A 26,163-nucleotide genomic window follows, 5' to 3' on the forward strand; every position below is an offset into this window, starting at 1 on the left:
CCAAGCAGACACTTAACAGGAGTACCCACGTGTCCGACCTCTACATTCACCGTCTCGCCGCCCTCATCGACCAGGCAGCGAAAACCAATGAAGCGGCCTTTGGCCAGGCAGCCAGCCGCTTTGCCGACTCGCTTGAAGGCGGCGGTCTGATCCATCTCTACGGTTCAGGCCATTCGGTGCTGCCGGTGCAGGAAGTGTTTCCGCGTTACGGCAGCTATGTCGGTTTCAACCCGCTGACGGACCCGCGCGTGATGTGGCACAATGTGCTCGGCGCCGGCGGCGTGCGTGAGCTGCTGTGGCTGGAGCGCACCGAGAAATACGCCGAAAAATTCCTGGATCATCAGCCGCTCAACAAGGGTGACTCCATCATCATCTTCGGCCACAGCGGCCGCAACTCTTCCGGCATCGATACGGCGCTCTATGCCAGGAAGCGCGGCATCTTCGTCGTTGCGGTCACCAGCAAGAACAATCTCGACAAGCCCGCGACGCACTCCTCCGGCAAGCGACTGGCCGACGCGGCCGATCTCGTCATCGACACCTGCTCGCCGATAGAGGATGCGATCGTGCCGGTCGAGGGCTGGAGCCGTCCGGTCTCCGGCTCTTCGACGGTGCTCGCCATGATCCTGGCGCATGAGCTGATCGCGCGTACCGCCGAGCAGCTCGCCAAGCGCGGCATCGAACTGCCGGTCTTCGCCTCGCCGACGATCGCGGGCGTGACCCTGCACGACACCGATGTCATCTACGGCGTCTACCGCGAACGCATGCTGGAAGCACAGAAAAAGCACCTGCCGGCCTTCCAGGCGACGATGCGGGGCGAATGATGTTCGGGGCGGGAGGCGTCGCGGACGCCTCCCGCCATGGATGCGCCCAATACGAACTTATCATCGTCGATGCAAGACCGGGCCTATCCCATTGGCTTCCTTCCGAAGCTTCAGTGTCGCTTTGAAAGCGTCAATAAATAATTTGACGCGCGTAATGACTCCGCGATCTATTGGGAACCGTTAAAACTTGACTGGACAAGTTCGGTCGAGCATTGCTGCTTCCAGGCAACGGCCGCGTGACTCGTGTCGGCCGGGGCGGCGGGCGAGGGCAAGGGACCCTGAATATCGATGGCGGAAAAGACGCACCGCACGATGGATGACTTCGCCCGGGCGTGCGGCGTGTCACGGCCGACCCTGTCGAAATATTTCGATGATCCGGCGAGCGTCAAGCCGGCGACGCGCACCCGCATCGAGGCCGCGCTTCGCTCCTCGGATTATCAGCCGAACCTCTTCGCCCGTAATCTCAACCGCAAGCGCACCCGCAATGTCGGCATCGTCGTGCCGGCGATCACCGATCCGTTCTATGCCGAGATGGTCAGCCGCATTGAGCTGCGCTGCCGCGACGAAGGTTTTTGGCCGATCGTCATCTCCTCGCACGGTTCGCCCAGGCTTGAGTCGGAATCGGTCAAGACGCTCACCTCGCTGAAGGTGGCCGGCGCCATCGTGGCCCCGCTGGGATCGGTCTCCGAGCCAGGCGTCTTCGAACGGATGGGCAAAGACATCCCGATCGTCTATTTCGACACCTATATCGAGGGTGACACGCCCTTCGTCGGCAACGACAACCACCAGAGCACGTCGATCATGGTCGATTATCTCTGCCGGTCCGGCGAGCCGCCGGTGTATGTCGACATCCCGCACGTCAACCACAATTCGGGCGAGCGACTGCAAAGCTATATCGAGACGATGCGGGCCGCCGGCCTTGAGCCTGTCGTCATCAACGCGGCGCGCGACTACACCTGGGACTTCGAGCGGATCGGCCATGAATGGATGGAAAGGACGCTCGACAAGGGAGGCCTGCCTGGTCGCACCATGCTGTGCGCCAATGACCGGCTCGCCTTCGGCATCATGTCGGCCGCTTTCACGCGCGGGCTGAAGATCGGCCGCAAGCCCGATTGCGACTTCCGTGTCGCCGCCCATGACGACCACCCGTTGAGCCGCTACACCTGTCCGCCGCTCACCACCATGGCGCAGGACTTCGGCGCAATGGCCGGCCGCAGCGTCGAGATCTTGCTGGCCTTGCTCGACGAGGCCCGCCCGCCCGCGCATGACCTCGTGCGAAACGTCAAGCTCGGCGCGACCCTGGTGATGCGTCAGTCGGCCTGAGCGCGCGTCTGCAATTGGAGCCAGGCCGCGGCCTCGCTCATCGCTTGCCGCGCGGCGAGAATGTAGCGGCCCATCGAGACGAAGCCGTGGATCTGGCCCGGCCAGTGCCGCAGGACCAGCGGCACCCCTTCAGCAAGCAGGCGTTCGCCATAGGCGGTCCCTTCGTCGGCCAGGATATCGTGACCGGCGGTCACGACAAACGCCGGCGCCGCGCCTGCAAGGCTCGGTGCCAGCAGCGGCGAAACGCGCCAGTCCTTGATGTCGTCCGGGGTGCGCACATAGTGGTCGCGGAACCAGGCCATGGTGGCGGCGGTCAGTCCAAACCCGTTACCGAAACGGCGGTAGCTGTCCGCCGTCTGGCGGGCATCGGTGTTGGGATAGATCAGGATCTGGGCGGCAAGCGGCGGTGCTTGCCCATCGCGGGCGAGCAGTGCCAGCACGGCGGCAAGATTGCCGCCGGCGCTGTCGCCGGCAACGGCGATACGGGCAGGATCGATGCCGAGCTCCCCGGCGTCTTGCGCGATGAAGCGGAGCGCTGCCGCGCAGTCCTCGAGCCCGGCGGGGAACTTGTGCTCTGGTGCCAGTCGATAAGCGGGGCAGACGACGACGGCATTGGCCAGATTGGCCAGCCAGCGGCAGATCTCGTCATGCGAATCGAGATTGCCGATGACCCAGCCGCCGCCATGCAGATAGAGCACGGCGCGCGCGCCGGTTCGCGGTGCGCCGATGCCGCGATGGATGCGGATCGGAACCGGGCCGTTCGGTCCGTCGATCTGCCGCTGCGACGTCGCCGCGACCGGCTCATGTTCACCCTGCTGCGCCGGGAACGAAGCGTTGTAGGCGGCCCGCGCCGCCGCCACGCTGCCGTTCTCGAACGGCTCACCACCGGCCGCGCGGCCGATTTCCAGGGCACGCAGAGCATCAGGATCGAGCGTCATCGCAATCTCCGTCATGATTGCATCTAGGCGAGCAGGCCGCGCGCCTCGTCCTCCGAGAGTAGGGCCGGCTGGACGACATCGCCAGCAATGGCGACCGGGCTTTTCATTTCGCCGGAGCGCAGGATCGCCTCCATGATCTCCAGCACATGCAGCGCCAGATTGCCGGACGCGCGGGGCGTGGCACCTGTCGCGAGCGAACGCACGAGGTCGGCGACGCCGAGCATGCGATAATTGGCGCGGTCGGGCGCGGCATAAGGCCAGTTGCGGGCGCCGTAGAGTTCGCCCTCGCTGGGGAAATCCTTCCACTCGGCGCCGCGCTCGGACAAGGACACGGTGCCGCCGAACGTGTCGGGGTCGGGCAGGCGCAGCGAGCCCTCCGTGCCGTGCAGTTCGATCGGATGGTTGGAGTGCTTGAAGACGTCCCATGAGGCGCCGAAGGTGACTGTCGCGCCCGACCGGAATTCGAGCAGCGACAGCACGTTGGTCGGCGTGCCGACCTTGAAGGTCGTGTTCTTGAACGGTCCCTCGGCTGATATCAGCCGCTCCTGCTGGCCCCGCGTCGCCATTGCCATGACGCGTTGGACGGGACCGAGCAAATTGACCAGCATGGTCAGATAGTAGGGGCCCATGTCGAACACCGGGCCGCCGCCCGGCTGGTAGTAGAATTGTGGGTTGGGGTGCCAGTGCTCCATGCCGCGGCCCATCATGAAGGCTGTGCCGGTCACGGCGCGGCCGATGGCGCCTTCATCCATCAGGCGGCGCGCCCGCCGGCCGGCGGCGCCGAGGAAAGTGTCGGGGGCCGAGCCGAGCAGCAGCCCCCGCTTGGCCGCCTCCGACACCAGGCGGCGCCCGTCGCTGGCCGAGGTCGCCAGCGGCTTTTCGGTAAACACATGCTTGCCCGCCGAAAGCGCCGAAAACGAGATGTCGAAATGTGCCGCCGGGATGGTCAGGTTGAGGACGAGATCGATCTCGGGATCGGCCAGCATCGCATCGACGCCGAGCGCACGGATGCCATATTCCTTGGCGCGCAAGGTAGCCATGTCGGCCGAGATGTCGGCGCAGGCGCGCAGCTCGATGCCGCCGAAAAGCGCGGCATTGCGCAGGTAGGTCATCGAGATGTTGCCGCATCCGACGACGCCGATCCCAAGCTTCGTCTTCGATTGTCCGTGCATTTTCTTGTCGTTCCTCCGATGCGGCCACGCTCTGCCCGATCCGTTGCCCGCTAATGGATCATTCCTCGCAGCCGCTATACAACATATTGAATATTGACGCGCGTAAAATTTTTATAGACCATGCGAAACCCAGGGGCGCCAAGGAAACCCAGGGCGGCGTCAAGGAATGAACGACATGACGAAGACGAAGCTCAAGGTCGGCTGCCAGACCTTCACCTGGGAGATGCTCGGCAAGGCCTGGACCGGCGGCCCCGACGATCTCCTGAAGGCGATCGCCGATGGCGGCTATGCCGGCATCGAGATCACCGACACCATGATCGGCCGCTATGCAGGCAAACCGACGGAGTTCGCCGCGGCGCTGGGGTCATCCGGCCTGACGCTGGTCTCCTTCGCCTTCGGTTCGAAAAGCGGCTTCACGCTGAAGGACGAGATCGGCGCCGATCTCGAAACCGCGAGGCGCTGGATCGATTTCGCCGCCGCGTTCCCAGGTGCGCTTGTCTCGATGGGCTCGGCGACCGTCGTCTCCAACGGCTCGCGCGACGACAAATTCGCTATCGCCGCGGAGGTCTACAACAGGGCCGGCGAGCTCGGGCGAAAGGCCGGCGTCCAGGTCGCAGTGCATCCGAGTTCGCACCACAACACGCTGCTGTTCGACCGCGCCGACTACGACGCGATCTTTGCCTTGCTCGAACCCGACCTGGTCGGCTGGGTGCCCGATACCGGCCACATATTGCGCGGCCACAAGGACATGGCCGATACGCTTACCACCTACCGCGACCGCATCCGCTACATCCATCTGAAGGACGTCGACGCCAAGGGCGATTGGGCGATGCTGGGTAAAGGCGTCTGCGACACGCCTGAAGTGATCGAGATCGTCGGTGCGGCGCCGCGCTTCAACGGCTGGCTGGTGCTTGAAGAAGAATCCGACACGGCCGCGGCCGATCCTGCCGGCGCGGTCAAGACCAACCGCCAGACGATGCGCGGCTACGGGGCCTGAGACGGTGATCAGGAAACAGGACAGGCGCCTCAGGGTCGGCGTGCTCGGCTGCGGCCCCATCGCGCAGTTCGCGCATCTGGAATCCTGTGCAAAGGCCAGCAATGCCGACCTCTACGCCATTTGCGACGCCGCGCCCGACCTGCTCGCCCGCATGGGCGCCACCTACGAGCCGCGGAAGATGTATGCCGACTATGACGAGATGCTCGCCGATCCGGAGCTGGAAGCGGTCATCGTCGCCACCTCGGACGCCTATCACGTGCCGATGTCGATCAAGGCGCTCGACGCCGGCAAGCATGTGCTGTGCGAAAAGCCGATCGGAACTTCGGTCGAGGAAGGCGAGGCGCTGGCGGCGGCGGTGAAACGCTCCGGCAGGATCCTGCAGGTCGGCCACATGAAACGCTTCGATCCGGCGCTGGAGGCGGCGCGCGACTTCGTCCGCGACGAAATGGGCGAGGTGCTGGCGCTGAAGGCCTGGTATTGCGATTCCACCCACCGCTACACCAATACGGATGCGGTGCAGCCGCTGCCTGTCACCAGCAAGCTGGCGAAGAAACCATCCGGCAATCCGAAGGCGGATCTCCGGCAGTATTTCATGCTGGCGCACGGCTCGCATCTGGTCGATACGGCCCGCTTCCTCTGCGGCGAGATCACGGCCGTACGCGCCCGTCTCAACGAACGCTTCGGCGCCTATTGCTGGTTCGTCGAGACCGAGTTCGCCAGCGGCGCGCTCGGCCATCTCGATCTCACCGTCGCCGTACGCATGGACTGGCACGAGGGTTTCCAGCTCTATGGCGAGAACGGCTCCGTCATCGCCAAGACGTTCAATCCCTGGTACTTCCGCGCCAGCGAGGTCGACATCTTCCATGAGAAGGACGCGACCTCGCGAAAACCGCTCGGCGCCGACGGCCATTTCTTCCGTCGCCAGCTGGAAGGTCTCGCCGACACGGTGCTGAACGGCGCGCCGATGCGCGGTGCCAATGTCGAGGACGGCATTGCCTCGATCCGCGCCATGGTCGCCGTTGCCCGCTCCGTCGAGACCAGCGAGCGGATCGAGCTCGCTTCCGTCTCGGGTGCGGTCTGATGCGTCTCGGCGTCTTCGCCAAGACCTTTGCGGGCACCGAGCCGGCTGTTGTGCTGGAAGCAGTGCGGCAGGCGGGCTATGAGACGACGCAATTCAATCTCGCTTGCGCCGGCCTGCCGTCGATGCCCGATGCGGTGCCTGACGCAGCCATTTCGGCCATTCGCGCCGCCGCCCGATCAACAGGCGTATCGCTCGCCGCCCTGTCGGGCACCTACAACATGGCGCATCCAGACAAGGCGGTGCGCGATGATGGTCTTCGCCGCCTTGCCGTCGTCATCGATACAGCCGCCGCCCTCGACATTCCGCTGGTCACGCTCTGCACCGGCTCGCGCAATGCAGCCGACCAATGGGCCTATCATCCCGACAACGCCACACCGGCCGCCTGGTCCGACATGGCCACTGAGATGGAAAAGGCGCTGGCGCTGGCCGAAGGCGCAGGCGTCGATCTCGGCATCGAGCCCGAACAGGCCAACATCGTCACCTCGGCGAAGGATGCCACCCGCTTGATCGCCGACATGGGCTCGAAGCATCTGAAGATCGTGCTCGATCCGGCGAACCTGTTCGAGCATACGACGCCGGAGGAGGCGCGCGCCATCGTCGCGGCGGCGATCGACGAGGCCGCTGCCCATATAGCCATGGCGCATGCCAAGGACCGGCATGCCGACGGCCGCTTTGCCACAACAGGGGAGGGCATTGTCGATTTTCCGGATTTCGTCGCGCGGCTGAACACTGTGAAATTCGATGGCCCGCTTGTCACGCACGGACTGTCGGCCGACGAAGCTCCCGCCGTTGCCGCCTTTCTGCGCCGCCTGCTCCGATGAGCGTCGCACCGACGACCATGCTTCGCGACGATGCGGCGCTTCGTGTCTTCGACACGGAGCAAGGCAGGCTTCCCGTCGTCTTCCAGCACGGTCTCGGCGGTGACGCCGCCCAGGTGGCGCAGAGTTTTCCCGACGGCCCGTCGCGACGCCGGCTCACCGTCGAATGCCGGGCGCAAGGCGGCTCCGGTGCCGGCCATAAGCGCCCCTTTTCGATCGCCATGTTCGCCGACGACGTGCTGGCCGCCGCCGATGCGGCCGGCATCGAACGCTTCGTCGCCGGCGGCATCTCGATGGGTGCGGCGATCGCGCTGCGCCTGGCCGTCCGGCATCCCGAGCGCGTCACCGGCCTGGTGCTGGTCCGGCCTGCCTGGGCTTTCGACGCGGCCCCTGAAAACATGCGTCCCTATGCGGAAGTGGCCGAGCTCATCCGAAACCGTCCGCCGAACGAGGCGCGCGCCGTCTTTGCCGCTTCGGCCACGGCCGCCCGGTTCCGCGCCGAGGCACCCGACAATCTGGCTTCCCTTCTCGGTTTCTTCGAGCGCGACAATGCAGCGGACTTCGCCGAAATGATGCAGGCAATCGCCGGCGATGGGCCCGGCGTTTCGCGGGCCGCAGCCTCTGCGCTCTCAATCCCCACACTCGTCGTCGGAAGCGGCGTCGACCTCGTCCATCCCTTGGCGACTGCCCGCGAACTGGTGAAGACAATCCTCAACGCGATCTTCACCGAGGTGACACCGAAGGCCACCGACAGGGATCGCCACTTCGCCGAAATCCGTGCCGCGATCGGCGGCTTTCTCGATAAAAATTTCAACAACCAGGACCAGTCATGATCTCGAAACCCCTGTCAGGCCCGGCCGCTATCGCCGCATTGCCGCGCGATCGTCTGATCGCTGAATTCTCGTCTTGGTCTGCCAATCTCGCCAATTTCGAGAGCGACTTGAAGCGCATCGAACCCTATGTCGACCTTCACCACATCGATGTCGCTGACGGCCACTTCGCGCCGTCCTTCCTGTTCTTCCCCGATCTGGTCGCCCGTATTGCCAAACTGACGGCCAAGCCCATCCATGTCCATCTGATGGTCGACGGGACAATCGTCGAGGAACAGACGCGCCAATTCATCGAGGCCGGCGCCGACATGATCAGCGTCCATGCCGAGAATGGCGAAGCAGGATTGCGCGCCGTGCGGCTGGCGCGCGAACTTGGCGCCGAAGCCGGCGTCGTGCTGCGGCTGGAAACGTCCGTCGAAGCGGTGAGGCCCTTTGTGTCCGAAGTCGCGTTCGTCACGCTTCTGGGAACCGCGATCGGCGTCAAGGGGCAAGGCCTTTCGGAGAAAGCCTGTGACAGGCTGGGCGCTGCCCGCGCCATCCTGAGGAAAGCCGGCCGCGAGGCGAACGTGGTTCTTGCCGCCGATGGCGGCATCCGCCACGAGACGGTGCCGCTGCTGCGTGCCGCGGGCGCCGAGACCGTCGTTCTTGGTTCGCTCGCCTTCGGTGACAAGGATCTGGCCGGCCGCATCGGCTGGCTGCACGGGCTGAAAGTCGCGGCATGAGCAACGAGGCCGCTCTCGCGATCGATCTTGGCGGCACCGAGCTTCGTGCCGCCCTGGTCGACCGTTATGGCAAGATACTGGCATTCGCGGCGGTGCCGACACAGGCGCAGGCCGGTCCCGAAGTGGTGATCGGCCAGATCGAGGCTCTCGCCGCGACCATCCATGCCGAGGCACCGGCGCTTACCATCCTCGGTGTCGGCGTCGGTGCGCCGGGACCGCTCGATCCGCTGGCCGGCATCGCGGTCGGGCCGCCGACGCTCGCCGGCTGGCTGGACGTGCCGCTGGCCGACATCCTCGAGCGGCGGCTCGGCTTGCCGGTGCGGCTGGAGAACGACGCCAATGCGGCAGCGCTCGGCGAGTGGCGCTTCGGCGCCGGCCACGGCGCCCGTTCGCTCGTCTTCGTCACCGTCTCGACCGGCATCGGCGGCGGCGTCGTCGTCGACGGGCGCATCCTGCATGGCCGCCGGGGTCTTGCCGCCGAGATCGGCCACATGACCATAACCAACGAAGGCGAGCGCTGCATATGCGGCGTCGTCGGCTGTTTCGAGGCCATCGCCTCGGGCACCGCGCTCGGCCGCCGCGCCAATGTCGCGACGTCGGCCTTCGACGGCTCGACGCTGCGCCGCCTCTCGGCTAATGCCGAGGTGACGGGCCGCCATGTCGTCGATGCAGCGCGGCTGCAGGACGATCTCGCCCTGGCCCTGCTCGAGGAGGAAGCGCGCTGGCTGGGCGTCGGCTTCACCAACCTCCTGCATCTCTATTCGCCCGACGTGCTGGTCGTCGGCGGCGGCATCGCCAATGGCCTCGATCTGATGGCTCCGGCAATAGAGGCGACAATCGGCCAGCGCGCCATGCGCGCCTATCGCGACGTGCCGGTGGTTCAGGCCCAGCTCGGCCGCCACGCCGGGCTGATCGGCGCGGCAAGCCTTGTCCTGTTCGACGACGGCACGGCCCGCGTGCCTGTCGAAGGGCCGAACAGATATCCCGGAGATGGGGAGGGACACTGATGGCCGGGCTGCGCGGCGTGCGCAAGTCCTGCCGCCTCACACGGTGAACACACGAAAAATGGCCGGAGGCAGCGATGCCTCCGGCCATTTGCTATCGCTATGCGGCCGCTGCGATTACTCGGCTGGAACGATGTCCGCCGGCAGGCTGTCGTCGGCCGTTCCCGCCAGCGCCCTGGCCAGCTTGGCCTCGTCGAGCTCGCCTTCCCAGCGCGCCACCACCAGCGTCGCCACCGCATTGCCGACGAAGTTGGTCAGCGCCCGGCATTCCGACATGAAGCGATCGACGCCGAGGATCAGCGCCATGCCGGCGACAGGCACGGCCGGCACCACCGAAAGCGTGGCGGCAAGGGTGATGAAGCCGGCGCCGGTGATGCCGGCCGCCCCCTTGGAGGAAAGCATCGCCACCAGGAGCAGCAGGATCTGGTCGCCGAAGGAGAGGTGGATGTTCGTCGCCTGCGCGATGAACAGCGCGGCCAGCGTCATGTAGATGTTGGTGCCGTCGAGGTTGAAGGAATAGCCGGTCGGGATGACCAGGCCGACCACCGAGCGCTTGGCGCCGGCCTTCTCCATTTTCTCCATCAGCGAGGGCAGTGCCGCTTCCGAAGACGAGGTGCCCAGCACCAGAAGCAGCTCCTCCTTGATGTAGCGGATCAGCGACAGGATGGAGAAGCCGTTGTAGCGGCAGACGGCGCCCAGCACGATAAACACGAACAGGAAAGCGGTCATGTAGAAGGTGCCGACCAGCATGGCGAGGTTGATGACCGAGCCGATGCCGTACTTGCCGATGGTGAAGGCCATGGCGCCGAAGGCGCCGATAGGGGCTGCCTTCATCAGCACGCTGACCAGCTTGAACATCGGCGCCATCAGCGCCTGCAGGAAATTGAGCACCGGCGCGCCCTTGTCGCCGACCAGCGCCAGCGCAATGCCGAACAGCACTGAAAAGAACAGCACCTGCAATATGTCGCCGTCGGCGAAGGCGCCGACGATGGTGGCAGGGATGATGTTCATCAGGAAGCCGGTGACCGACTGGTCGTGCGCCTTGGCGGCGTAGCTGTTGACGGTCGCGGCGTCGAGCGTCGCCGGGTCGATGTTGAAGCCGGCGCCGGGCTGCACGACATTGGCCACGATCAGGCCGATGATGAGCGCCAGCGTCGAGAAGGTGAGGAAGTAGAGCATCGCCTTGCCGGCGACGCGGCCTACCTTCTGCAGGTCGCTCATGCCGGCGATGCCGGTGGCGACGGTAAGGAAGATCACCGGGGCGATGATCATCTTGACCAGCTTGATGAAGGCGTCGCCGAGCGGCTTCATGCTCTCGCCGAGCGAGGGATAGAAATGGCCGAGCAGGATGCCGACGGTGATCGCCACCAGCACCTGCACGTAGAGTTGGGCGTAGAGCGGCTTGCGCTGCGCGCGCGCGCGCGTGATTGGTCTGCCATGTGCATCTGCTATCTCCCTGGCCGGAGGGAACGGCACGCGCCGCCCCGCAAGACTTCTCCCATCGCGGCGCTCCGGTCGCTCGCCGCTGTCGAGAGTTTTGCAAGCGCCGTGCCAGATCGAGAAAAGGCCGGAACCCTGGATTTTCGGCAGTTTTGTCCCCGTTTCGATGGAGGCATGTGCGGATTTCCGCACTCACCCCTTGTTTGCCTGGGCGGAGTTTCGCATTACAGTGGCTGCTGAACAGCGAACGGTGGAGAGGGCAGACGCCGCAGGCAGACACCGATAGCGCATCCCCGGAGTTCGCCGGCCGCGACCTGCTGCGTGAAGCGATGGCCAGGCTGCGTGACGGCCGCTGGCTCATTCTCCTGATCGGCCTGGTAATGCTGGCGGGAGCGGTCGCGATTGCCGGGCGCCTTGCCGCCAACCAGGCTGCCGGCGATCTCCGCGACGGAGCACTGGCAGCCTTGCCGCTGGCGGCGGGCACCTTGACCGGCGAAATCGAAAAGCAGCGTCTCGTTCCCTTGGTGCTGGCACGCGACGATGCGGTGCGCGACGCGTTGCGCCGGGCCGGCAAAACGCAAGAGACAGCGCTCGACGACAAGCTCCGCGCCATTGCCGCCGACGCCTCGGCATCCGCCATCTATGTCATCGACACGGCAGGCATCGCGATATCGGCCAGCAACGCCGGCGAGCCGGGCAGCTTCGTCGGCATCGACTACAATTTCCGCCACTATTTCACCGACGCCATGACCAAGGGCGCCGCCAGCCAGTATGGCCTCGGCACGATCAGCGGCAGGCCGGGACTTTATCTCGCCAGCCGCGTCGATGACGGCAAGACGCCGCTCGGCGTTGCCGTACTGAAGGTCGAACTCGACGGCGTCGAAGCCAATTGGCGCTCCAGCGGCTTTGTCGTCTTCGTCACCGACGAGCGCGGTGTCGTGCTGGCGACCAGCCGGCCCGAGTGGCGTTTCCACGCGCTTGCGCCGCTCTCGGCCGCGGATGCCGCGACAGCTCACGCGCAGCTTCAACTTGCCGAAACCGGCTTCGAACCGCTGCCGATACGACGCGGTGCCGGTGACGGCCTGGCGACAATCGACAATGCCGGAAAATCGCGCCAGTTCGTCGAAGTGGCGCAAGACCTGCCCGGCGCCGTTCCCGGCTGGCGTCTGTGGCTGCTCACGCCTGCCGATGCCGCTTTGACGTCGGCCGTCAACACGGCGCGCCTGACCACGCTGCTGGCGTTGCTGCTCACGGGTTTGCTTGCCTACGTGCTTCTCAGGCGCCGCCGTGCGCGCCGCCTGAGGCAGGAAGCGCTGGCGCGCATGAATGCCGAGCTGGAGAGCAGGGTAAGCACACGAACGGCGGAACTGACCCGCTCCAACATGGCCCTTGCCGGCGAGATCGCCGAGCGCGAAAACGCCGAGGCCAAGGTTCGCCGGCTGCGCGACGATCTCGCCCAGGCCAACCGGCTTTCCATCCTCGGCCAGATCGCCGCCGGCGTCGCGCATGAGATCAACCAGCCGGTGGCGGCGATACGCACCTACGCCGAGAATGCCGGCCGCTTCCTGCATGGCGGCAAGGTCGAATCCGTCTCGGGCAACCTGACATCGATCGTGTCGATGACCGAGCGCATCGGCGCCATCACCAGCACGCTGCGCACCTTCGCACGGCGGCCAGGCGTCGCCGCCTCGCCATTGCCCGTGCGCGAAGCGATCGACGGCGCGCTGTCGCTCCTGTCCGGCCGCATCCGCGATTCCGGCGTGACCGTCGTCAAGCCGCGCGGCACCGCCTCGCCGACGGTCATGGCCAGCCGAATCCGGCTGGAGCAGATCCTGGTCAATCTCTTGCAGAATGCGCTGGATGCCCTGAAGGACCGGCCCGATCCGCGCATCGAGATCGAGCTTGCCGAGCGCGACGACAGGGTGCTGGTTTCGGTGCGCGACAATGGACCTGGCCTCGGGCCGGAAGCGGCCGGCAATTTGTTCATGCCGTTCCAGACCACCAAGGAAAAGGGGCTTGGCCTCGGTCTGGTGATCTCGCAGGAGATCGCCCAGGAACTGGGCGGCACGCTGCGCCTCGATCCGGGCAGCACGAAAGGCGCATCCTTCACCATAGATCTGAGGCGAATTGAATGACTGAGGGATCAGGGCTGGTCGCGCTCGTCGAAGATGACGCGGATCTGCTTCACGCCACCACGCAATTGCTCGAGCTTGCCGGCTTCGGCGTGATCGCGTTCAAGGCCGCGGAGGCAGCGCTTGCCGCCGTCGACCGGGATTTTCAGGGCGTGGTGGTCAGCGACATCCGCATGCCCGGCATGAACGGTTTGCAGCTGTTCGATCGGATCAGGGCGATCGACATCGACATACCGGTGATCCTGGTCACCGGACATGGCGATATTGATCTCGCGGTGGCCGCGCTCAAGGATGGCGTCTACGATTTCATCCCGAAACCCTATGCCGGCGAGCGCCTTGTCGAAGCGCTGAAGCGGGCAAGCGAAAAGCGGCGGCTGGTGATGGAGAACCGGCGGCTGCACGAGGCCGCCGCGCAGGCCGCCGAGGGCCTGCCGCTGATCGGCGAGGCGCCCGCCATCCGCCGCCTTCGCGAGACCTTGCGCCAGATCGCCGACATGGATGTCGACGTGCTGGTGGAAGGGGAGACCGGCACCGGCAAGGAGGTGGTGGCGGATCTCCTGCACCGATGGAGCCGGCGCCGCGCAAAGCCTTTCGTGGCGCTGAATTGCGGCGCCCTGCCGGAGACCGTCATCGAGAGCGAGCTGTTCGGCCACGAGCCGGGTGCGTTCACCGGGGCGCAGCGGCGGCGGATCGGCCGCATCGAGCATTCCAGCGGCGGTACGCTGTTCCTCGACGAAATCGAATCCATGCCGCCGCCGCTCCAGGTCAAGCTGCTGCGGGTGCTGGAAACGCGCAGCCTCACCCCGCTCGGCTCCAACGAAACGCGCAGCCTCGATCTGCGGGTCGTCACGGCAACGAAGGTCGATCTGGGTCGGCCGGACCAGCGCGGCGATTTCCGCGAGGATCTCTATTTCCGCCTCAACGTGGTGATGCTGCGCATCCCGCCGCTGCGCGAGCGGCGCGGCGACATCCCGATGCTGTTCGGGCATTTCCTGGGTAACGCCTCGCAGCGTTTCGGCCGTCCTGTCGCGGCCGTGAATGCCGCGGTGAGCGACCATCTCCAGTCGCATGACTGGCCCGGCAATGTGCGCGAGCTCGCGCATTTTGCCGACCGGGTCGCGCTTGGCCTCGGGCCCGAAGAGGAGGCCAGGGCAACGTCCGCGCGCTTGCCGGAGCCCTCGGCGGCGCTGCCCGAACGGGTCGGCCGCTACGAGGCGCAACTCATCCGCGAGGCTTTGCGCGATCATGCCGGCGACGTGCGCGGGGCCATCGACGCACTCGGCGTGCCGCGCAAGACTTTCTACGACAAGCTCAAGCGCTACGGCATTTCCGCCTCCGAATTCCGCAATGGTGGCGACCCGGACCGGCAAGCTGTTCGGGAACGGACATAGGCGTTGCGCAGGCGCTCCGGCCTTCGTAACTCTGTTCGTATTCCGTTGCGCATTTCGGATGAGCCATGATCACGACACTTGAGACGACGGCAACCCCCTTGCCCGAGGAACTCGCCTTTCTCGGCGAGCGTTTGATGGCGTTCAACGACGGCGATGTCGGCGCTTCCGAAAGGAAGGCCCTTGCGGTGTTCGTGCGTGACGAAGCCGGCGCGATTGTCGCGGGCATTTCGGGCTACACCGCCTGGGGCTGGCTTTACGTGCAATGGCTGTGGGTCGACGAAAGGCTGCGCGGCCGGCACATGGCCGGCACGATGCTGGACGCGGCTGAGAAGGAGGCGATGGCGCGCGGCTGCCAGAACGCCTGGATCGACACCTTCAACCCCAACGCCGCCAGGGTCTATCGGCGCCAGGGCTATCAGCCCTTCGGAACACTCGCCGATTTCCCCGTCGGCCGCAGCCGCGTCTTCCTGCAAGAAAAACTGTCGGCGGGCTGATCAACCGGCCAGCCGTCCGCCGCGCATCGGCTGCGGCGCGCCCGTCGTGCTGGGGAAACTGATCGGCAGGCCGCGCAGCACGCGCACCGCGAGAAAGGCAAAACACTCCGCCTCCACCGCGTCGCCGCTCCAGCCGAGGCTTTCGGCCTGCACCACCTCGACACCGGCGCGGCTGGCGATCATTGCCATCATCGTCGGGTTGTGGCGGCCGCCGCCGCTGACCACCAGTCTTTTCGGCCGGCTCGGCAGAAGATCGAGTGCCTTGCCGACCGCGGCGGCGGTGAAGGCGGTCAAAAGCGCGGCGCCGTCCTCGGCGCTCAGGCCATCCGCCATGGTGGCGCCGAAGTCGAAACGGTCCAGCGATTTCGGATAGGGTTTGGTCAAATAGGGGTGTTGCAGCAGCTTGGCGAGCCGGGCTTCGTCGACCGTTCCCGCCCGGCCAAGCGCGCCGTCGCGGTCCATTTCGCCGAGCCCCTTTGACTTGATGAAGTCGTTGAGCGGCGCGTTGGCGGGGCCGGTGTCGAAGGCAACGACATTGTCGCCGCCGTCCCACCAGGTGATGTTGGCGACGCCGCCTAGGTTGAGCACGGCTACCTCGCCACTGGCGCCGGCGCTGCGCATCAGCGCGGTGTGATAGGCGGCCGCCAACGGCGCGCCCTGTCCTCCGGCGCGCATGTCGGCAGAGCGGAAATCATAGGCGACCTTGGTGCCGAGGATCGCATGCATCAACTCGCCGTCGCCGAGCTGCCGGGTCTGTCCGAGCCGGCCGATTTGCGGCGCGCGATGCAGCACGGTCTGGCCGTGGAAGCCGACGACGCCGATATCCGCCATTGTCATCCCATGGCGTTCGACGAGCTCCCTGACCGCCGCCGATTGCGCGCGCGTCAGCGCCTCCTCGGCCTCGCGGAAGATCGCCGGCTCCGGTCCGGCAAAATTCCAGCCCCGCGCCTGCTTAAGCGTCTCTTCCAGCAGCGAGCGGATCGACGGGGGGTAGGGCATCAGCCGGTAGGTGCCGAAATCGTCGATGCGCTCGCCATCTGTCTTGATCAGGGCGACATCGATGTTGCCGTCCAGCACGGTGCCGGTCATCAGGCCGACGGCCCAGATGGATTCCATTATCGAACTCCATTGATGAGATCGCCGACCGCTTGGCGAAGCGCGACGATTCCGCTGTCGAAGTGACGTGTCGGATGGATCCGGTTGGTAAGCAAGGTCCAGGCCTTGCCTCTGTCGAAGTCGATCCACAGCCCCGTGCCGGTAAAGCCGGTATGGCCTATCGTTCCGGGGCCGCACAAAGCGCCGCCGGACCAGCCGTCATAGGGACGCTCCCAGCCATGGGTGCGGGTGGCGGACAAGGGCGTGCGCATCGGCGCGATCGACCGTTCGGATGCGCCGGTCAGCAGCCCCTGGGCGAAATCGAGCACCGAGGCCGCCGTGCCGAACAGGCCGGCATGGCCGGCCCCTTGCAGCGCCGCGCAATTGTCGTCGTGAACCTCGCCGGACAGAACCCGATGGCGCCAGGTGCAGTCTTCTGTTGCCGCGGCGAGATCTGGCTCGGCGGACCACGCAAAGCCCGGACCGGGCTCCATGTCGCGGATGGTTTTGCCCGACAGCCGCTCGAGCGCAAAACCGAGCAGGATGAAATTGATGTCGGAATAGACCCGATCGCGTGCCCGCCATTCCCGTTGCAGGATGAAGGCGCGCAGCAGGTCGGGGTCGCGCCCGTAAGTGTAGATCGGTTCGACGGCCGGGAAGGGCGTCTGGTGCCCGAGGCACTGGCGAAACGTCACCTTCCGCTCCCAGGCACTCGCGTCATATTGGCGAAGGTCCGGCAGCACCGAGACGAGTGGTGCGTCGAGATCGATGGCACCGTCCTGAGCCAGCGCCAGAATGCGCGGCGTGGTGAAGATCACCTTGGTCAGGGATGCCAGGTCGAACCAGCTCTCCTCACGCATCGGTCGCTGCTTAGGCACGAGTTGGGCTGAGCCGATCGCCCTGGTGATGCGGTCGCCATTCCTGTCAACGATGCCGAGCACGCCACCGGGGATGCGCTTGGCGGCAACTGCCGCTGCGAGTGGTTGGAACGCGCGGTCGAAGATCTGGGCGAGGTTGGTCAATGCGGGCCTCCTGAAAGGCCGAGTTCCGTCACACCCCCTCTGCCCTGCCGGGCATCTCCCCCGCAAGGGGGAGATTGGCAGAGTTGATGTCCCGCCAGCCTTCCACCATCGGAGATTGGCGAAAGCCGACGCGACATCCGATCTCCCCCTTGCGGGGGAGATGTCCGGCAGGACAGAGGGGGTGCTGTCCCGCCGACCTAACCGAGCCCAGGGCACCATGCATCACCCTTCCACCCTCGCCATATGATCTACCCCAAATTCCTCCCATCTCGCCGGCGCCGGCTCAAACCCTTGCGGGCGCACCAGGGAAGGCACTTGGCGTGTGTCGACCTCGAAACGCTCATGCCGCCGGTCGATGGCCGGAACCGCTGATATGAGCTTCTTCGTGTAGGAATGTTTCGGCGCCGACAGCACCGAGGCCGCGTCTCCGATCTCGACGATCTGGCCGGCATAGATGACGGCGATGCGATGAGCGATCCGCTCGACGACAGCCATATCGTGCGAGATGAACAGATAGGCCAGCCCGAACTCGCGCTGCAGGTCGACCAGCAGCTCCAGCACCTTGGCCTGCACTGAAACATCGAGGGCGGAAACCGCTTCATCCAGAACGACGACCGACGGGTTGAGCATCAGCGCGCGGGCGATGCACAGCCTTTGCCGCTGGCCTCCGGAGAATTCGTGCGGATAGCGCTGCAAACTGTTCTGCGGCAGGCCGACGCGCTCCAGCAGGCTCGCCATCCTGGCTCGCGTTTCGGCGTCCGCCCGGCCGCCATTGGCGATCACCGGCTCCGCCAGGATGCTCTCGATGCTCAGCCGCGGGTTGAGCGAAGCGTAGGGATTCTGGAAAACCATCTGCACGGGCTTGGCGCCGTGCTTTGCCGAGGCCGTCCGGGCGCCGACCGAGAAGCTGCCGCGCGTCGAGCGCACCAGCCCAAGGACTGCTTTCGCGGTGGTTGATTTACCCGAGCCGCTCTCGCCGACAATGGCCAATGTCTCTCCCGGCATCAGGTCGAAGTCGACACCGTCGACGGCGTGCACCGCGCCGCTGGCATGGCTGAAGAAACCGCTCCTGAGCGGAAACCGCACCACCAGGCCGTTGACCTCAAGGGCCGGGTCGGTCCTTGTATTCTTGCCGCGCTGTCCGTCCGCGCGTGTCGCGCGGCCGTGGGCGAAATGCGGCACATCCTGCAACAGATGCTGCGTGTAGGCGTGCTGCGGCCTGTCGAGGACCTGGTTCAGTTCGCCCTGTTCCACGGCCTGCCCGTTCTGCATCACCATCACCGTGTCGGCGATCCCGGCGACAAGGCCGATGTCGTGGGTGATGAAGATCATCGACATGCCGCTTTCCTGCTTGAGCTCCGCAAGCAGCGCCATGATCTGCGCCTGTACCGTCACATCGAGCGCCGTGGTCGGTTCGTCGGCGATCAGCAGACGCGGATTGCAGGCGAGCGCAATGGCGATCATCACCCTTTGCAGCATGCCGCCCGACAGCTGGTTGGGCGTGTATTTCAGCCGCCTTGCCGCATCGGGGATGCGCACCCGGTCGAGCGCGTCCTTGGCCGCCGCCGTGGCCTGCCGGCCGGTCAGGTCGCGATGCAGCCGGAACGATTCCTCGATCTGCGTGCCGATCGTCAGCACAGGATTGAGCGAGGTCATCGGCTCCTGGAAGATCATGCCGATCTCTGCGCCGCAGATCCCGGTCAGTTGCCGCTCGGTCGCGGTCGTCAGGTCGAAGAGACTGCCGTCGGCCCGTTTCAGCGTCATGGCGCCGCCGGTGATGCGGCCGCCGCCGAAATCGATGAGACGGTTGATCGACAGCGCGGTGACGGACTTGCCCGAGCCGCTTTCGCCGACAATGGCCAGCGTTTCGCCGTCGGCGAGATCGAAGCTGACGCCGCGCACCACCTCATTGGCTTTCGGGTGGCGGCCGAAGCCGACGCGCAGATCGCGGACCGACAGAAGCGGGATCATGCGAGCGCTCTCCGCATTCTGGGATCGAGGATGTCGCGCAAGGCGTCGCCCAAGAGGTTGAAGCCCAGAATACTGATCATGATCGCCAGGCCGGGGAAGATCATCAGCCATGGGGCGGTTTCCATCAGATTGCGGCTGTCGCTCAGCATCAGGCCGAGCGAGGCGGCCGGCGGCTGCGTGCCGAGACCGAGGAAGCTCAGGCCGGCCTCGGTCAGCAGTGCCCAGGCGAGCGCCAGCGTCACCTGGACGGTCAGCGGCGCGACCAGATTGAGCAGCAGGTGCCGCGTGACGATGTAGCTGGAGCTGCTGCCGAAGGTGCGCGCGGCGTCGACGAATTCGCGCGCTTTGAGCGACAAAGCAGGGCCGCGCACCACTCGTGTGAAGATCGGCGTATAGACGATGCCGATGGCGACCACGCTGGTCCATGTGCCAGGTCCGGCAACGGTGACGATGAGCAGCGCCAGAAGAATGGCAGGAAAAGCCAGCAGCACATCCATGATCCGCATCAGCACGCCGTCCCAGCGGCGCCCGAGCCAGGCGGCGGCGAGCCCCAGCACGGTGCCGGCAAGCGCGGCGAAGGCTACCGAAAAGAAAGCCACGGTGAAGGACTGGCCGACGCCCGCCATCAGCCGGCTCGCCACGTCGCGGCCGAACAGGTCGGTGCCCATCGAGTAGGCGGCACTGGGCGCATGCAGCCGGTCGACCCGGTATTGTGTGATCGGATTGTGCGGGGTCAGTCCCAACAGGCCGAGGATGGCGACCAGGAGATAGACGCCGACGATCACGCCGCCGATACGGCCGCTGCTGTGCCCGAAGATGGCGCGCAGCATGCGCATCACTGCTCGCCCAGCCGGATGCGCGGATCGAGCGCGACATAGGCGAGGTCGACCAGGAGATTGACGATCATGAAGTTGAAGGCGATGAACAGCACGCTGCCCTGCACCAGCGCGTAGTCGCGCTGGAGGATGGCGTCGAGCACCATGCGGCCGAGGCCGGGCAGGGCATAGATCTGCTCGACGATGACCGCGCCGCCCAGGAGATAGCCGAACTCGATGCCGCTCAGCGTCACCACGGGGATCAGCGCGTTGGGGAGCGCATGCCGCCAGATGACGCTGCGCGCCGAGGCGCCCTTGCTGCGGGCGGTGCGCACATAGTCGTCGCTCAACACGTCGAGCATGGCCGAGCGCGAGATGCGGGTGACCGAGGCGGCGAAGGCGAAGCCGAGCGTGATGGCAGGCAGGATCAGCTGGCTGAGATTACGCAAGGGATCCTGCCAGAGCGGCGCGAATTCGCCCATGGCCGGCAGCACGCCGAAGCCGGCCGACAGCGCGTAGATGATCAAAAGGCCGAGCACGAAGCTCGGCGTCGACTGGCCGATCATAGCGACGACGCGCACACCGAGGTCGGACAGTTTCTCACTATGCGTGGCGGCGTAGATGCCCGCCGGCATGCCGGCGGCGAGTGCGATGATCATCGACAGCACGGCCAGTTCCAGCGTCAGCGGGAAGCGCTCGAGGATGACGTCCAATACCGGCCTACCATAGGTGACGGAGATGCCGAAATTGCCGTGCAGGATGCCGCCGATCCAGCGCCAGTACTGGACGAACCAGGGCTGGTCGATGCCGAAATAGGCGGCGAGCGCATCGCGCTGTGCCGGCGTCAGCAGGCCGGCTTCGGTGCCCAGCATCGCGGTGATCGAATCGCCCGGCACCATCCGGATCGCCACGAAGACCAGGATCGACACGCCAAGCAGGACGAGAGGAAACGCCGCAAGTCGTCGCATCAGATAGTTCACGCGAAGAAGACCTCTCGTCTAGAGCATGATGCCGAGTGTGAAGCGGTTTTCGGACGACATCATGCTCTATCCCTTGGATCTAGAGGCGGATTCAGATTTCAGGTCGATTCAACCTGAAATCATCCGTCTCCAGGGCCGCCCACGGCTACTGCTGGATGGTAACCTTGCTGAGGCTGAACAGCGTGCCCGTCGGCGTCGGCACGAACCCGGCGACGTTCTTCTGCTGGGCGGTATAGCTGTAGGACGTGTAGAGCCAGATCCAGGGCGAGACTTCGGCGAGGTGCTTCTCGAACTCGGTGAAGATCGCCTTGCGCTTGGCCGGATCGGTCTCGGTGCGGCCTTTCTGCATCAGGCTGTCCAGCGTATCGTCGATGTAGTTGGCCACCTTCTGCAGATTGCCTGATTTGGTCCAGTAGCGGTTGTACATGGTGTAGGGGTCGGCGCGGCCGCCATTGAGCGCGATCGCCATGTCGAAATCGCCCTTCAGCCAGGCATCGACATAGACGTTGAGCTCCATCATCTTGATGTCGAGCTTGACGCCGATCTCGGCGAGCTGCGATTGGATGACCTGGGCTTCTGCCGCCGCCGTCGGCGGCTCGCCGGTGGCGCCGATCACGGTCGCCGAAAAGCCGTCGGCAAAGCCTGCCTCCGCCATCAACTTCTTGGCCTTCTCGACATCACGCTTGTAGCAGAAGAGCTGGCTTGGATCGGTCGCAAGTGCTGGGATGGTCAGCGGTCCGGTGACCTTGCCTTCACCGAGCGCGGCGGTGTCCAGAACCTCCTGCCGGTCGATGGCGCAGGAGATCGCCTGGCGCACCTTGAGTTCGGTCATCGGCTTGCGTGACGGATTGAGCTGCAGCACGTTATAGGCCAGCACCGGCGCGCGGTTCAGTTGCAGGCTAGCCTCCTTCGGCACCAGCGTGGCGACGAGCGGATCGTTGAGCAGCGCGAAATCGACCTGCTTGGTGCGCATGGCGGCGAGGATCGCCGCTTCATCGGGCAGCACGCTGATTTCGATACCGTCGACGCCGGTCGCGCCGCCGGCCCATTCCTTGTTGGCGCTCAAGACTTCCTTGGCGTTGGGGTCCCATTTATCGAGCTTGAACGGGCCGGAGCCGACCGTTTTGGTGCCGATCGAGCCGGCCTTGATCTCGGCCGCCGGCACGATGGCCGCGTTGATGTCGCTCATCGCCGTCAGGATCGGCGCGTCGGGCTGCGATAAATGGAACACGACGGTTCCAACGTCCGGCGTGTCGATGCTGGCGATCGACAGGAAGTTGGCGCGGGCGGCGGCGCCTGTCTTCTCGTCCAGGATGCGCTCGAACGATGCCTTGACGTCGGCCGAGGTCACGGCAGCGCCGTCCTGGAATTTCGCCTTGGGATCGAGCTTGAAGGTCAGCTCCTTGCCGTCCTTGGAGAATTCCCAGGACGTGGCGATGGCCGGGATGATCTGCAGGCTGGCATCGACCCGCACCAGCGGCTCATAGATCAGCTCCAGGAGCCGCAGCGAGGAAAAGGCCGTCTGCTTGTGCGGATCAAGTCCCGTTGCGTCCTGCGACCAGGCCATGTGCAGCGTCGCCGCCTGCGTCGAGACCGTGGCGATGCCGAGCATGGCTGCCAGCGTGATGCCCGACAGCAGCTTTCTTGTGAGGTGAACCATTCTCGTCTCCCATCTTTGCTTGAACCCGATGCCCTTGCAGTTTCTGCGGACCGCTTCCAAGACACACGCGCTTTGGACTATCGGCCCAGTCTATGCGGCTTCGCGCCGTCTTGTGTAAAGCAGCTTCACGCCGTCTGGTCTCAAGCGCCTTCATGCGTCTCGTCGCTGATTGCCTTTCGCAGGAAACCCCTTGCCTTGGCGAGGGCTGCGCGCGCCTCCTCGACCTCAAGCCCGGTGATGGTCAGCAGGATCGCCAGCTTCACGTCGTTGCCGGTCCGGCCGAGCGCCTGGCGCGCCTGCGCCGCCGTGCAGCCTGTGGTCTGCATCACGATCCTGGTTGCCCTGGCGGCCAGTTTCCTGTTGGACGGATTAAGGTCCACCATCAGGTTCTGGTAGCTCTTGCCGATGCGGATCATCGAGGCCGTGCTCAGCATGTTGAGCACCAGCTTCTGCGCCGTTCCGGATTTCAGCCGCGTCGAGCCGGTCAGCACCTCGGGACCGACGACCGGCGAGATGGCGATGTCGGCAATGCCTGCTATGGTCGATGCCGGATTGCAGGACAGGGCGACCGTCGTTGCCCCCACCTGCTTGGCATAATTCAACCCGCCGATCACATAGGGCGTGCGCCCGCTGACCGCGATGCCGACCACCACGTCGTCCGGGGTGAGCTTGATGTCCTGCAAGGCCCTGGCGCCCATCTTGGGATCATCCTCGGCCCCTTCGGTCGAGCGCACCAGCGCGTCGGGCCCGCCGGCGATCAGGCCAACGACCATGCCTTCCGGCACTCCGAAAGTGGGCGGACATTCCGAGGCGTCGAGCACGCCCAGCCGGCCGCTGGTGCCGGCGCCCATATAGATAAGCCGAGCGCCTTTCTGGAAGGCGAGGACGATGCGGTCGACCGCGGCCGCGATGTCCGGCAGCACCTTTTCGACCGCTGCCGGAACCACCCGGTCCTCGTCGTTGATTTTGCGCAGCACATCGATCGTCGGCAGCAGGTCGATGTCCATGGTCCGCGGATTCCGGCCTTCGGAAACCAGCCGGTCCAGCTCGGACATCAAACCTTGCTCGCTCATCCCAGTGCTTTCAAATCAGTGCTTTCAAAAATAAGGCCGCTCAGCCTGTTCGGAAGTGGTTCCTCTTTGGCTCCGGCACACGCGTATTTCGTTATGCTACCCCGTTTCGTTAACGTCTTAGAATTGAATATTCGTTCCGTCAACGGAAAGATGGAATAAATTATTCCTTCCGCGCTAATGCTTGCCGAGTGACCTGCGGGCAAGAATGATCGCCCCGGAAACCGCGTCGCCATCGGCGGCTTTCAGGCGCCGGCGAACGTCGGGTGCGAGCCATGGTTCGAGCGGACTGGCGAGCCCGCCCAGCAGGGCCACGCGCGGCGCGCCTTTTTCGAACAGAACCCGCACCAGCGTGTCGATCTGTTCGGCGGCCTTTTTCACGATGCGCCGCCCGGCCGGATCGCCCTGGTCGGCGTGGCGCATCACCATCGGCGCTAGGGCCGCATAGTCGGTGGCGCTGGCGCGGTCCATCCAGGCCACGGCTTGCATCGGGTCGTTCTCGAAACGCTGCATGACTTCCGCCAGCAGTGCCGTGCGCTCATGCCGGCCGTCATGGGCGCGCAACGCCAGCTGCACTGCCTTCAGCCCGAGATCGGCGCCGCTGCCTTCGTCGGAGATCGGAAAGCCATAGCCTCCGGCGCGCAGGTCGCGGCCCTCGACGAAGCCGAGGCCGATCGAACCGGTGCCGGCGATGACGATTGCGCCGTCCTGGCCCGAATGCGCGCCGAGGCAGGCGGCGACGCCATCGCTGACGAAATCGATGCTGGCAAAGGGATGCGCGATCGCCCGCAGCGCCTCCAGCGCGCCCTTGCGGCCGATCCCGGCAAGACCGATGCCGGCGTGGATCCGGGTGGTTTCGGCCGCTCCGAACCCTGCCTCCTCGATCGCCGCGCCAAAGGCCGTGGCAACCGAGGCCCAGGCCGCGTCGATGCCGAGCCGCGTCGACGCTGGACCGGAGAGGCCTTGTCCCAGCACGATTCCTTCAGCGTCCTCGATACGGGCGCGACAGCCGGTCCCGCCGCCGTCGACGCCGAGAAAATAATCGGAGCGGCCGTTGTTCATGCGCTCAGCCGCTCGATGTCGGCGCCGCACAGACGCAGCTTGCGGTCCAGTTGCTCATAGCCACGGTCGAGATGATAGACCCGGTTGATGGTCGTCTCGCCCTCGGCGACCAAGGCCGCCAGCACCAGCGACACCGAGGCGCGCAAATCGGTGGCCATGACTTGCGCGCCATGCAGTTTCTCGCCGCCGCGCACCAGCGCGGTGGTGCCTTGCAGCTTGATGTTGGCGCCGAGCCGCATCAGTTCGGGAACATGCATGAAGCGGTTCTCGAAAATGGTTTCGCGCAGCAGCGACGCGCCCTGCGCGCAGCACATCAGCGCCATGAACTGCGCCTGGAGATCGGTCGGAAAGCCCGGATAGGGTTCCGTCGTGACGTCGGCGGCCTTGAGCGGCTGCTCGCGCGACACGATGAGCCCGCGGTCGCCCGGCCAGACGCCGACGCCGGTCGCCTCCAGCAGTTGCACCACGGAGGCCATGTGCTCGAGCCGAGCATGCGTCAGTTCCAGTTGCCCGCCGGTGATCGCCGCGGCGATGGCATAGGTGCCGGCCTCGATGCGGTCGGGAATGATGTCGTGCCTGGCCGCGCGCCAGTCCGTGTCGCCGGCGATCAGGATGCGATGCGTGCCGGCGCCTTCGACGCGCGCGCCCATCGCGTTGAGGCAAGCGGCGAGATCGGCCACTTCGGGCTCGCGCGCCGCGTTGAGGATTTCGGTTTCGCCCTTTGCCGTGGTCGCCGCCATCATGGCGGTTTCCGTCGCCCCGACCGATGGCGAGCTCAGCACGATGCGCGTGCCGGTGAGCCCGTTCGGCGCCGAGGCGACGATCAGCCCGTTCTCGATGGCGATCCGGGCGCCCAGTGCCGCGAGCGCGGCGACATGCATGTCGACCGGCCGCGCGCCGATAGCGCAGCCGCCGGGCAGCGAAACCCGCGCATGGCCGAAACGGGCGAGCAGCGGCGCCAGCACCAGCACCGTCGCGCGCATCTTTCTGACGGTGTCGTAGGACGTCTCCCTGGAAACGGCGGCACGGGTGTCGATCGTCGCGGCATGGGCCGATCGCGTCACCTCGGCGCCGTGCAGCCGCACCACGCTGAGCATGTTCTCGACATCGGTCACATCGGGCAGGTTGGTCAGTTCGAGCGGGTAGGGACTGAGCAGCGCCGCCGCGATCTGCGGCAAAGCGGCGTTCTTGGCGCCCGATATGGTGACCGCGCCTTGCAGTCTTTGCCCGCCGACGATGCGCAGTGTGTCCATGGCTGAAACCTTGTGCGCCGGGCCGCGTCCGGGCGCGGCGCTCTCGAAAGCTGTTCCCGAGCTCAATCCGGC

At 65.7% G+C, this 26,163-nt stretch carries 23 protein-coding genes; 11 read left to right on the forward strand and 12 right to left on the reverse strand.

Annotated elements, in window-relative coordinates:
• Positions 1–29 precede the first annotated feature (29 nt).
• Positions 30–821 carry a sugar isomerase domain-containing protein gene (locus ACIU1A_RS04950; RefSeq protein ID WP_140520921.1) on the forward strand — a complete coding sequence of 264 codons (792 nt, stop codon included), beginning with the start codon at positions 30–32 and terminating at the stop codon, positions 819–821.
• A gap of 288 nt (positions 822–1,109) precedes the next feature.
• Positions 1,110–2,144, forward strand: coding sequence for a LacI family DNA-binding transcriptional regulator (locus ACIU1A_RS04955; RefSeq protein ID WP_404926758.1), 1,035 nt, complete (start codon positions 1,110–1,112; stop codon positions 2,142–2,144).
• Here ACIU1A_RS04955 and ACIU1A_RS04960 read toward each other — a convergent pair.
• Both ACIU1A_RS04960 and ACIU1A_RS04965 read right to left on the reverse strand, forming a co-directional pair.
• Positions 2,132–3,097 (reverse strand): alpha/beta hydrolase, encoded by a 966-nt coding sequence (locus ACIU1A_RS04960; protein WP_404926759.1) that lies wholly within the window; start codon positions 3,095–3,097, stop codon positions 2,132–2,134. The two genes, ACIU1A_RS04955 and ACIU1A_RS04960, sit on opposite strands and share 13 nt — an antisense overlap.
• An 8-nt stretch (positions 3,098–3,105) precedes the next feature.
• Positions 3,106–4,254, reverse strand: a complete 1,149-nt coding sequence (locus ACIU1A_RS04965; protein ID WP_404926760.1) for a Gfo/Idh/MocA family protein — start codon at positions 4,252–4,254, stop codon at positions 3,106–3,108.
• A gap of 175 nt (positions 4,255–4,429) precedes the next feature.
• On the opposite strand from ACIU1A_RS04965, the gene ACIU1A_RS04970 reads away from it, so the two are divergent.
• The 6 genes from ACIU1A_RS04970 to ACIU1A_RS04995 are packed head-to-tail and all read left to right on the forward strand — an operon-like array spanning position 4,430 to position 9,709.
• A complete protein-coding gene (locus tag ACIU1A_RS04970; RefSeq protein WP_140763440.1) occupies positions 4,430–5,251 on the forward strand; it encodes a sugar phosphate isomerase/epimerase in 822 nt (273 codons plus the stop codon).
• A gap of 4 nt (positions 5,252–5,255) precedes the next feature.
• On the forward strand, positions 5,256–6,332 hold the full coding sequence (locus tag ACIU1A_RS04975; protein WP_404926761.1) for a Gfo/Idh/MocA family protein: 1,077 nt from the start codon (positions 5,256–5,258) through the stop codon (positions 6,330–6,332).
• Complete coding sequence (locus ACIU1A_RS04980) at positions 6,332–7,153, forward strand: sugar phosphate isomerase/epimerase (RefSeq protein WP_140497708.1); 822 nt, start codon at positions 6,332–6,334, stop codon at positions 7,151–7,153. Before ACIU1A_RS04975 ends, ACIU1A_RS04980 begins: the two co-directional genes overlap by 1 nt.
• On the forward strand, positions 7,150–7,983 hold the full coding sequence (locus ACIU1A_RS04985) for an alpha/beta fold hydrolase (RefSeq protein ID WP_140685216.1): 834 nt from the start codon (positions 7,150–7,152) through the stop codon (positions 7,981–7,983). Before ACIU1A_RS04980 ends, ACIU1A_RS04985 begins: the two co-directional genes overlap by 4 nt.
• Entirely contained in the window at positions 7,980–8,702 is a 723-nt protein-coding gene (locus ACIU1A_RS04990) for a ribulose-phosphate 3-epimerase (protein WP_404926762.1), read from the forward strand. The genes ACIU1A_RS04985 and ACIU1A_RS04990 overlap by 4 nt, the downstream gene beginning before the upstream one ends.
• Positions 8,699–9,709: an ROK family protein gene (locus ACIU1A_RS04995; protein WP_404926763.1), complete on the forward strand. Its 1,011-nt coding sequence runs from the start codon at positions 8,699–8,701 to the stop codon at positions 9,707–9,709. Before ACIU1A_RS04990 ends, ACIU1A_RS04995 begins: the two co-directional genes overlap by 4 nt.
• A 114-nt stretch (positions 9,710–9,823) precedes the next feature.
• On the opposite strand, the gene ACIU1A_RS05000 is transcribed toward ACIU1A_RS04995, so the two are convergent.
• Positions 9,824–11,134: a dicarboxylate/amino acid:cation symporter gene (locus ACIU1A_RS05000; protein WP_404927851.1), complete on the reverse strand. Its 1,311-nt coding sequence runs from the start codon at positions 11,132–11,134 to the stop codon at positions 9,824–9,826.
• A gap of 341 nt (positions 11,135–11,475) precedes the next feature.
• On the opposite strand from ACIU1A_RS05000, the gene ACIU1A_RS05005 reads away from it, so the two are divergent.
• The 3 genes from ACIU1A_RS05005 (at position 11,476) to ACIU1A_RS05015 (ending at position 15,163) form a co-directional block, all read left to right on the forward strand.
• A complete protein-coding gene (locus ACIU1A_RS05005; RefSeq protein ID WP_404926764.1) occupies positions 11,476–13,281 on the forward strand; it encodes an ATP-binding protein in 1,806 nt (601 codons plus the stop codon).
• Entirely contained in the window at positions 13,278–14,669 is a 1,392-nt protein-coding gene (locus ACIU1A_RS05010; protein WP_404926765.1) for a sigma-54-dependent transcriptional regulator, read from the forward strand. Before ACIU1A_RS05005 ends, ACIU1A_RS05010 begins: the two co-directional genes overlap by 4 nt.
• Before the next feature lie 65 nt (positions 14,670–14,734).
• Entirely contained in the window at positions 14,735–15,163 is a 429-nt protein-coding gene (locus tag ACIU1A_RS05015) for a GNAT family N-acetyltransferase (protein WP_404926766.1), read from the forward strand.
• Here the strand turns inward: ACIU1A_RS05015 and ACIU1A_RS05020 are convergent, their stop codons facing one another.
• The 9 genes from ACIU1A_RS05020 to murA all read right to left on the reverse strand — a co-directional run bounded on the left by ACIU1A_RS05020 (position 15,164) and on the right by murA (position 26,091).
• The gene (locus ACIU1A_RS05020) at positions 15,164–16,279 is read right to left on the reverse strand and encodes an anhydro-N-acetylmuramic acid kinase (RefSeq protein WP_404926767.1); all 1,116 of its coding nucleotides are present in this window, start codon (positions 16,277–16,279) and stop codon (positions 15,164–15,166) included.
• A complete protein-coding gene (locus ACIU1A_RS05025) occupies positions 16,279–17,280 on the reverse strand; it encodes a serine hydrolase domain-containing protein (RefSeq protein WP_404926768.1) in 1,002 nt (333 codons plus the stop codon). Before ACIU1A_RS05025 ends, ACIU1A_RS05020 begins: the two co-directional genes overlap by 1 nt.
• A gap of 222 nt (positions 17,281–17,502) precedes the next feature.
• Entirely contained in the window at positions 17,503–19,251 is a 1,749-nt protein-coding gene (locus ACIU1A_RS05030) for an ABC transporter ATP-binding protein (RefSeq protein WP_404926769.1), read from the reverse strand.
• On the reverse strand, positions 19,248–20,087 hold the full coding sequence (locus ACIU1A_RS05035; RefSeq protein WP_404926770.1) for an ABC transporter permease: 840 nt from the start codon (positions 20,085–20,087) through the stop codon (positions 19,248–19,250). Before ACIU1A_RS05035 ends, ACIU1A_RS05030 begins: the two co-directional genes overlap by 4 nt.
• Positions 20,087–21,046, reverse strand: coding sequence for an ABC transporter permease (locus tag ACIU1A_RS05040; protein WP_140555522.1), 960 nt, complete (start codon positions 21,044–21,046; stop codon positions 20,087–20,089). Before ACIU1A_RS05040 ends, ACIU1A_RS05035 begins: the two co-directional genes overlap by 1 nt.
• Before the next feature lie 145 nt (positions 21,047–21,191).
• Complete coding sequence (locus tag ACIU1A_RS05045; protein ID WP_404926771.1) at positions 21,192–22,706, reverse strand: ABC transporter substrate-binding protein; 1,515 nt, start codon at positions 22,704–22,706, stop codon at positions 21,192–21,194.
• A 140-nt stretch (positions 22,707–22,846) separates the two neighbouring features.
• Positions 22,847–23,779 (reverse strand): N-acetylmuramic acid 6-phosphate etherase, encoded by a 933-nt coding sequence (gene murQ / locus ACIU1A_RS05050; protein ID WP_140672693.1) that lies wholly within the window; start codon positions 23,777–23,779, stop codon positions 22,847–22,849.
• A 174-nt stretch (positions 23,780–23,953) separates the two neighbouring features.
• Positions 23,954–24,838, reverse strand: a complete 885-nt coding sequence (locus ACIU1A_RS05055; RefSeq protein ID WP_404926772.1) for a BadF/BadG/BcrA/BcrD ATPase family protein — start codon at positions 24,836–24,838, stop codon at positions 23,954–23,956.
• Positions 24,835–26,091, reverse strand: coding sequence for a UDP-N-acetylglucosamine 1-carboxyvinyltransferase (gene murA, locus ACIU1A_RS05060; protein WP_404926773.1), 1,257 nt, complete (start codon positions 26,089–26,091; stop codon positions 24,835–24,837). Before murA ends, ACIU1A_RS05055 begins: the two co-directional genes overlap by 4 nt.
• Positions 26,092–26,163 lie beyond the last annotated feature (72 nt).

Source organism: Mesorhizobium maamorense, from assembly GCF_044998965.1.
In the GTDB taxonomy this organism is placed as follows: Bacteria; Pseudomonadota; Alphaproteobacteria; order Rhizobiales; family Rhizobiaceae; genus Mesorhizobium.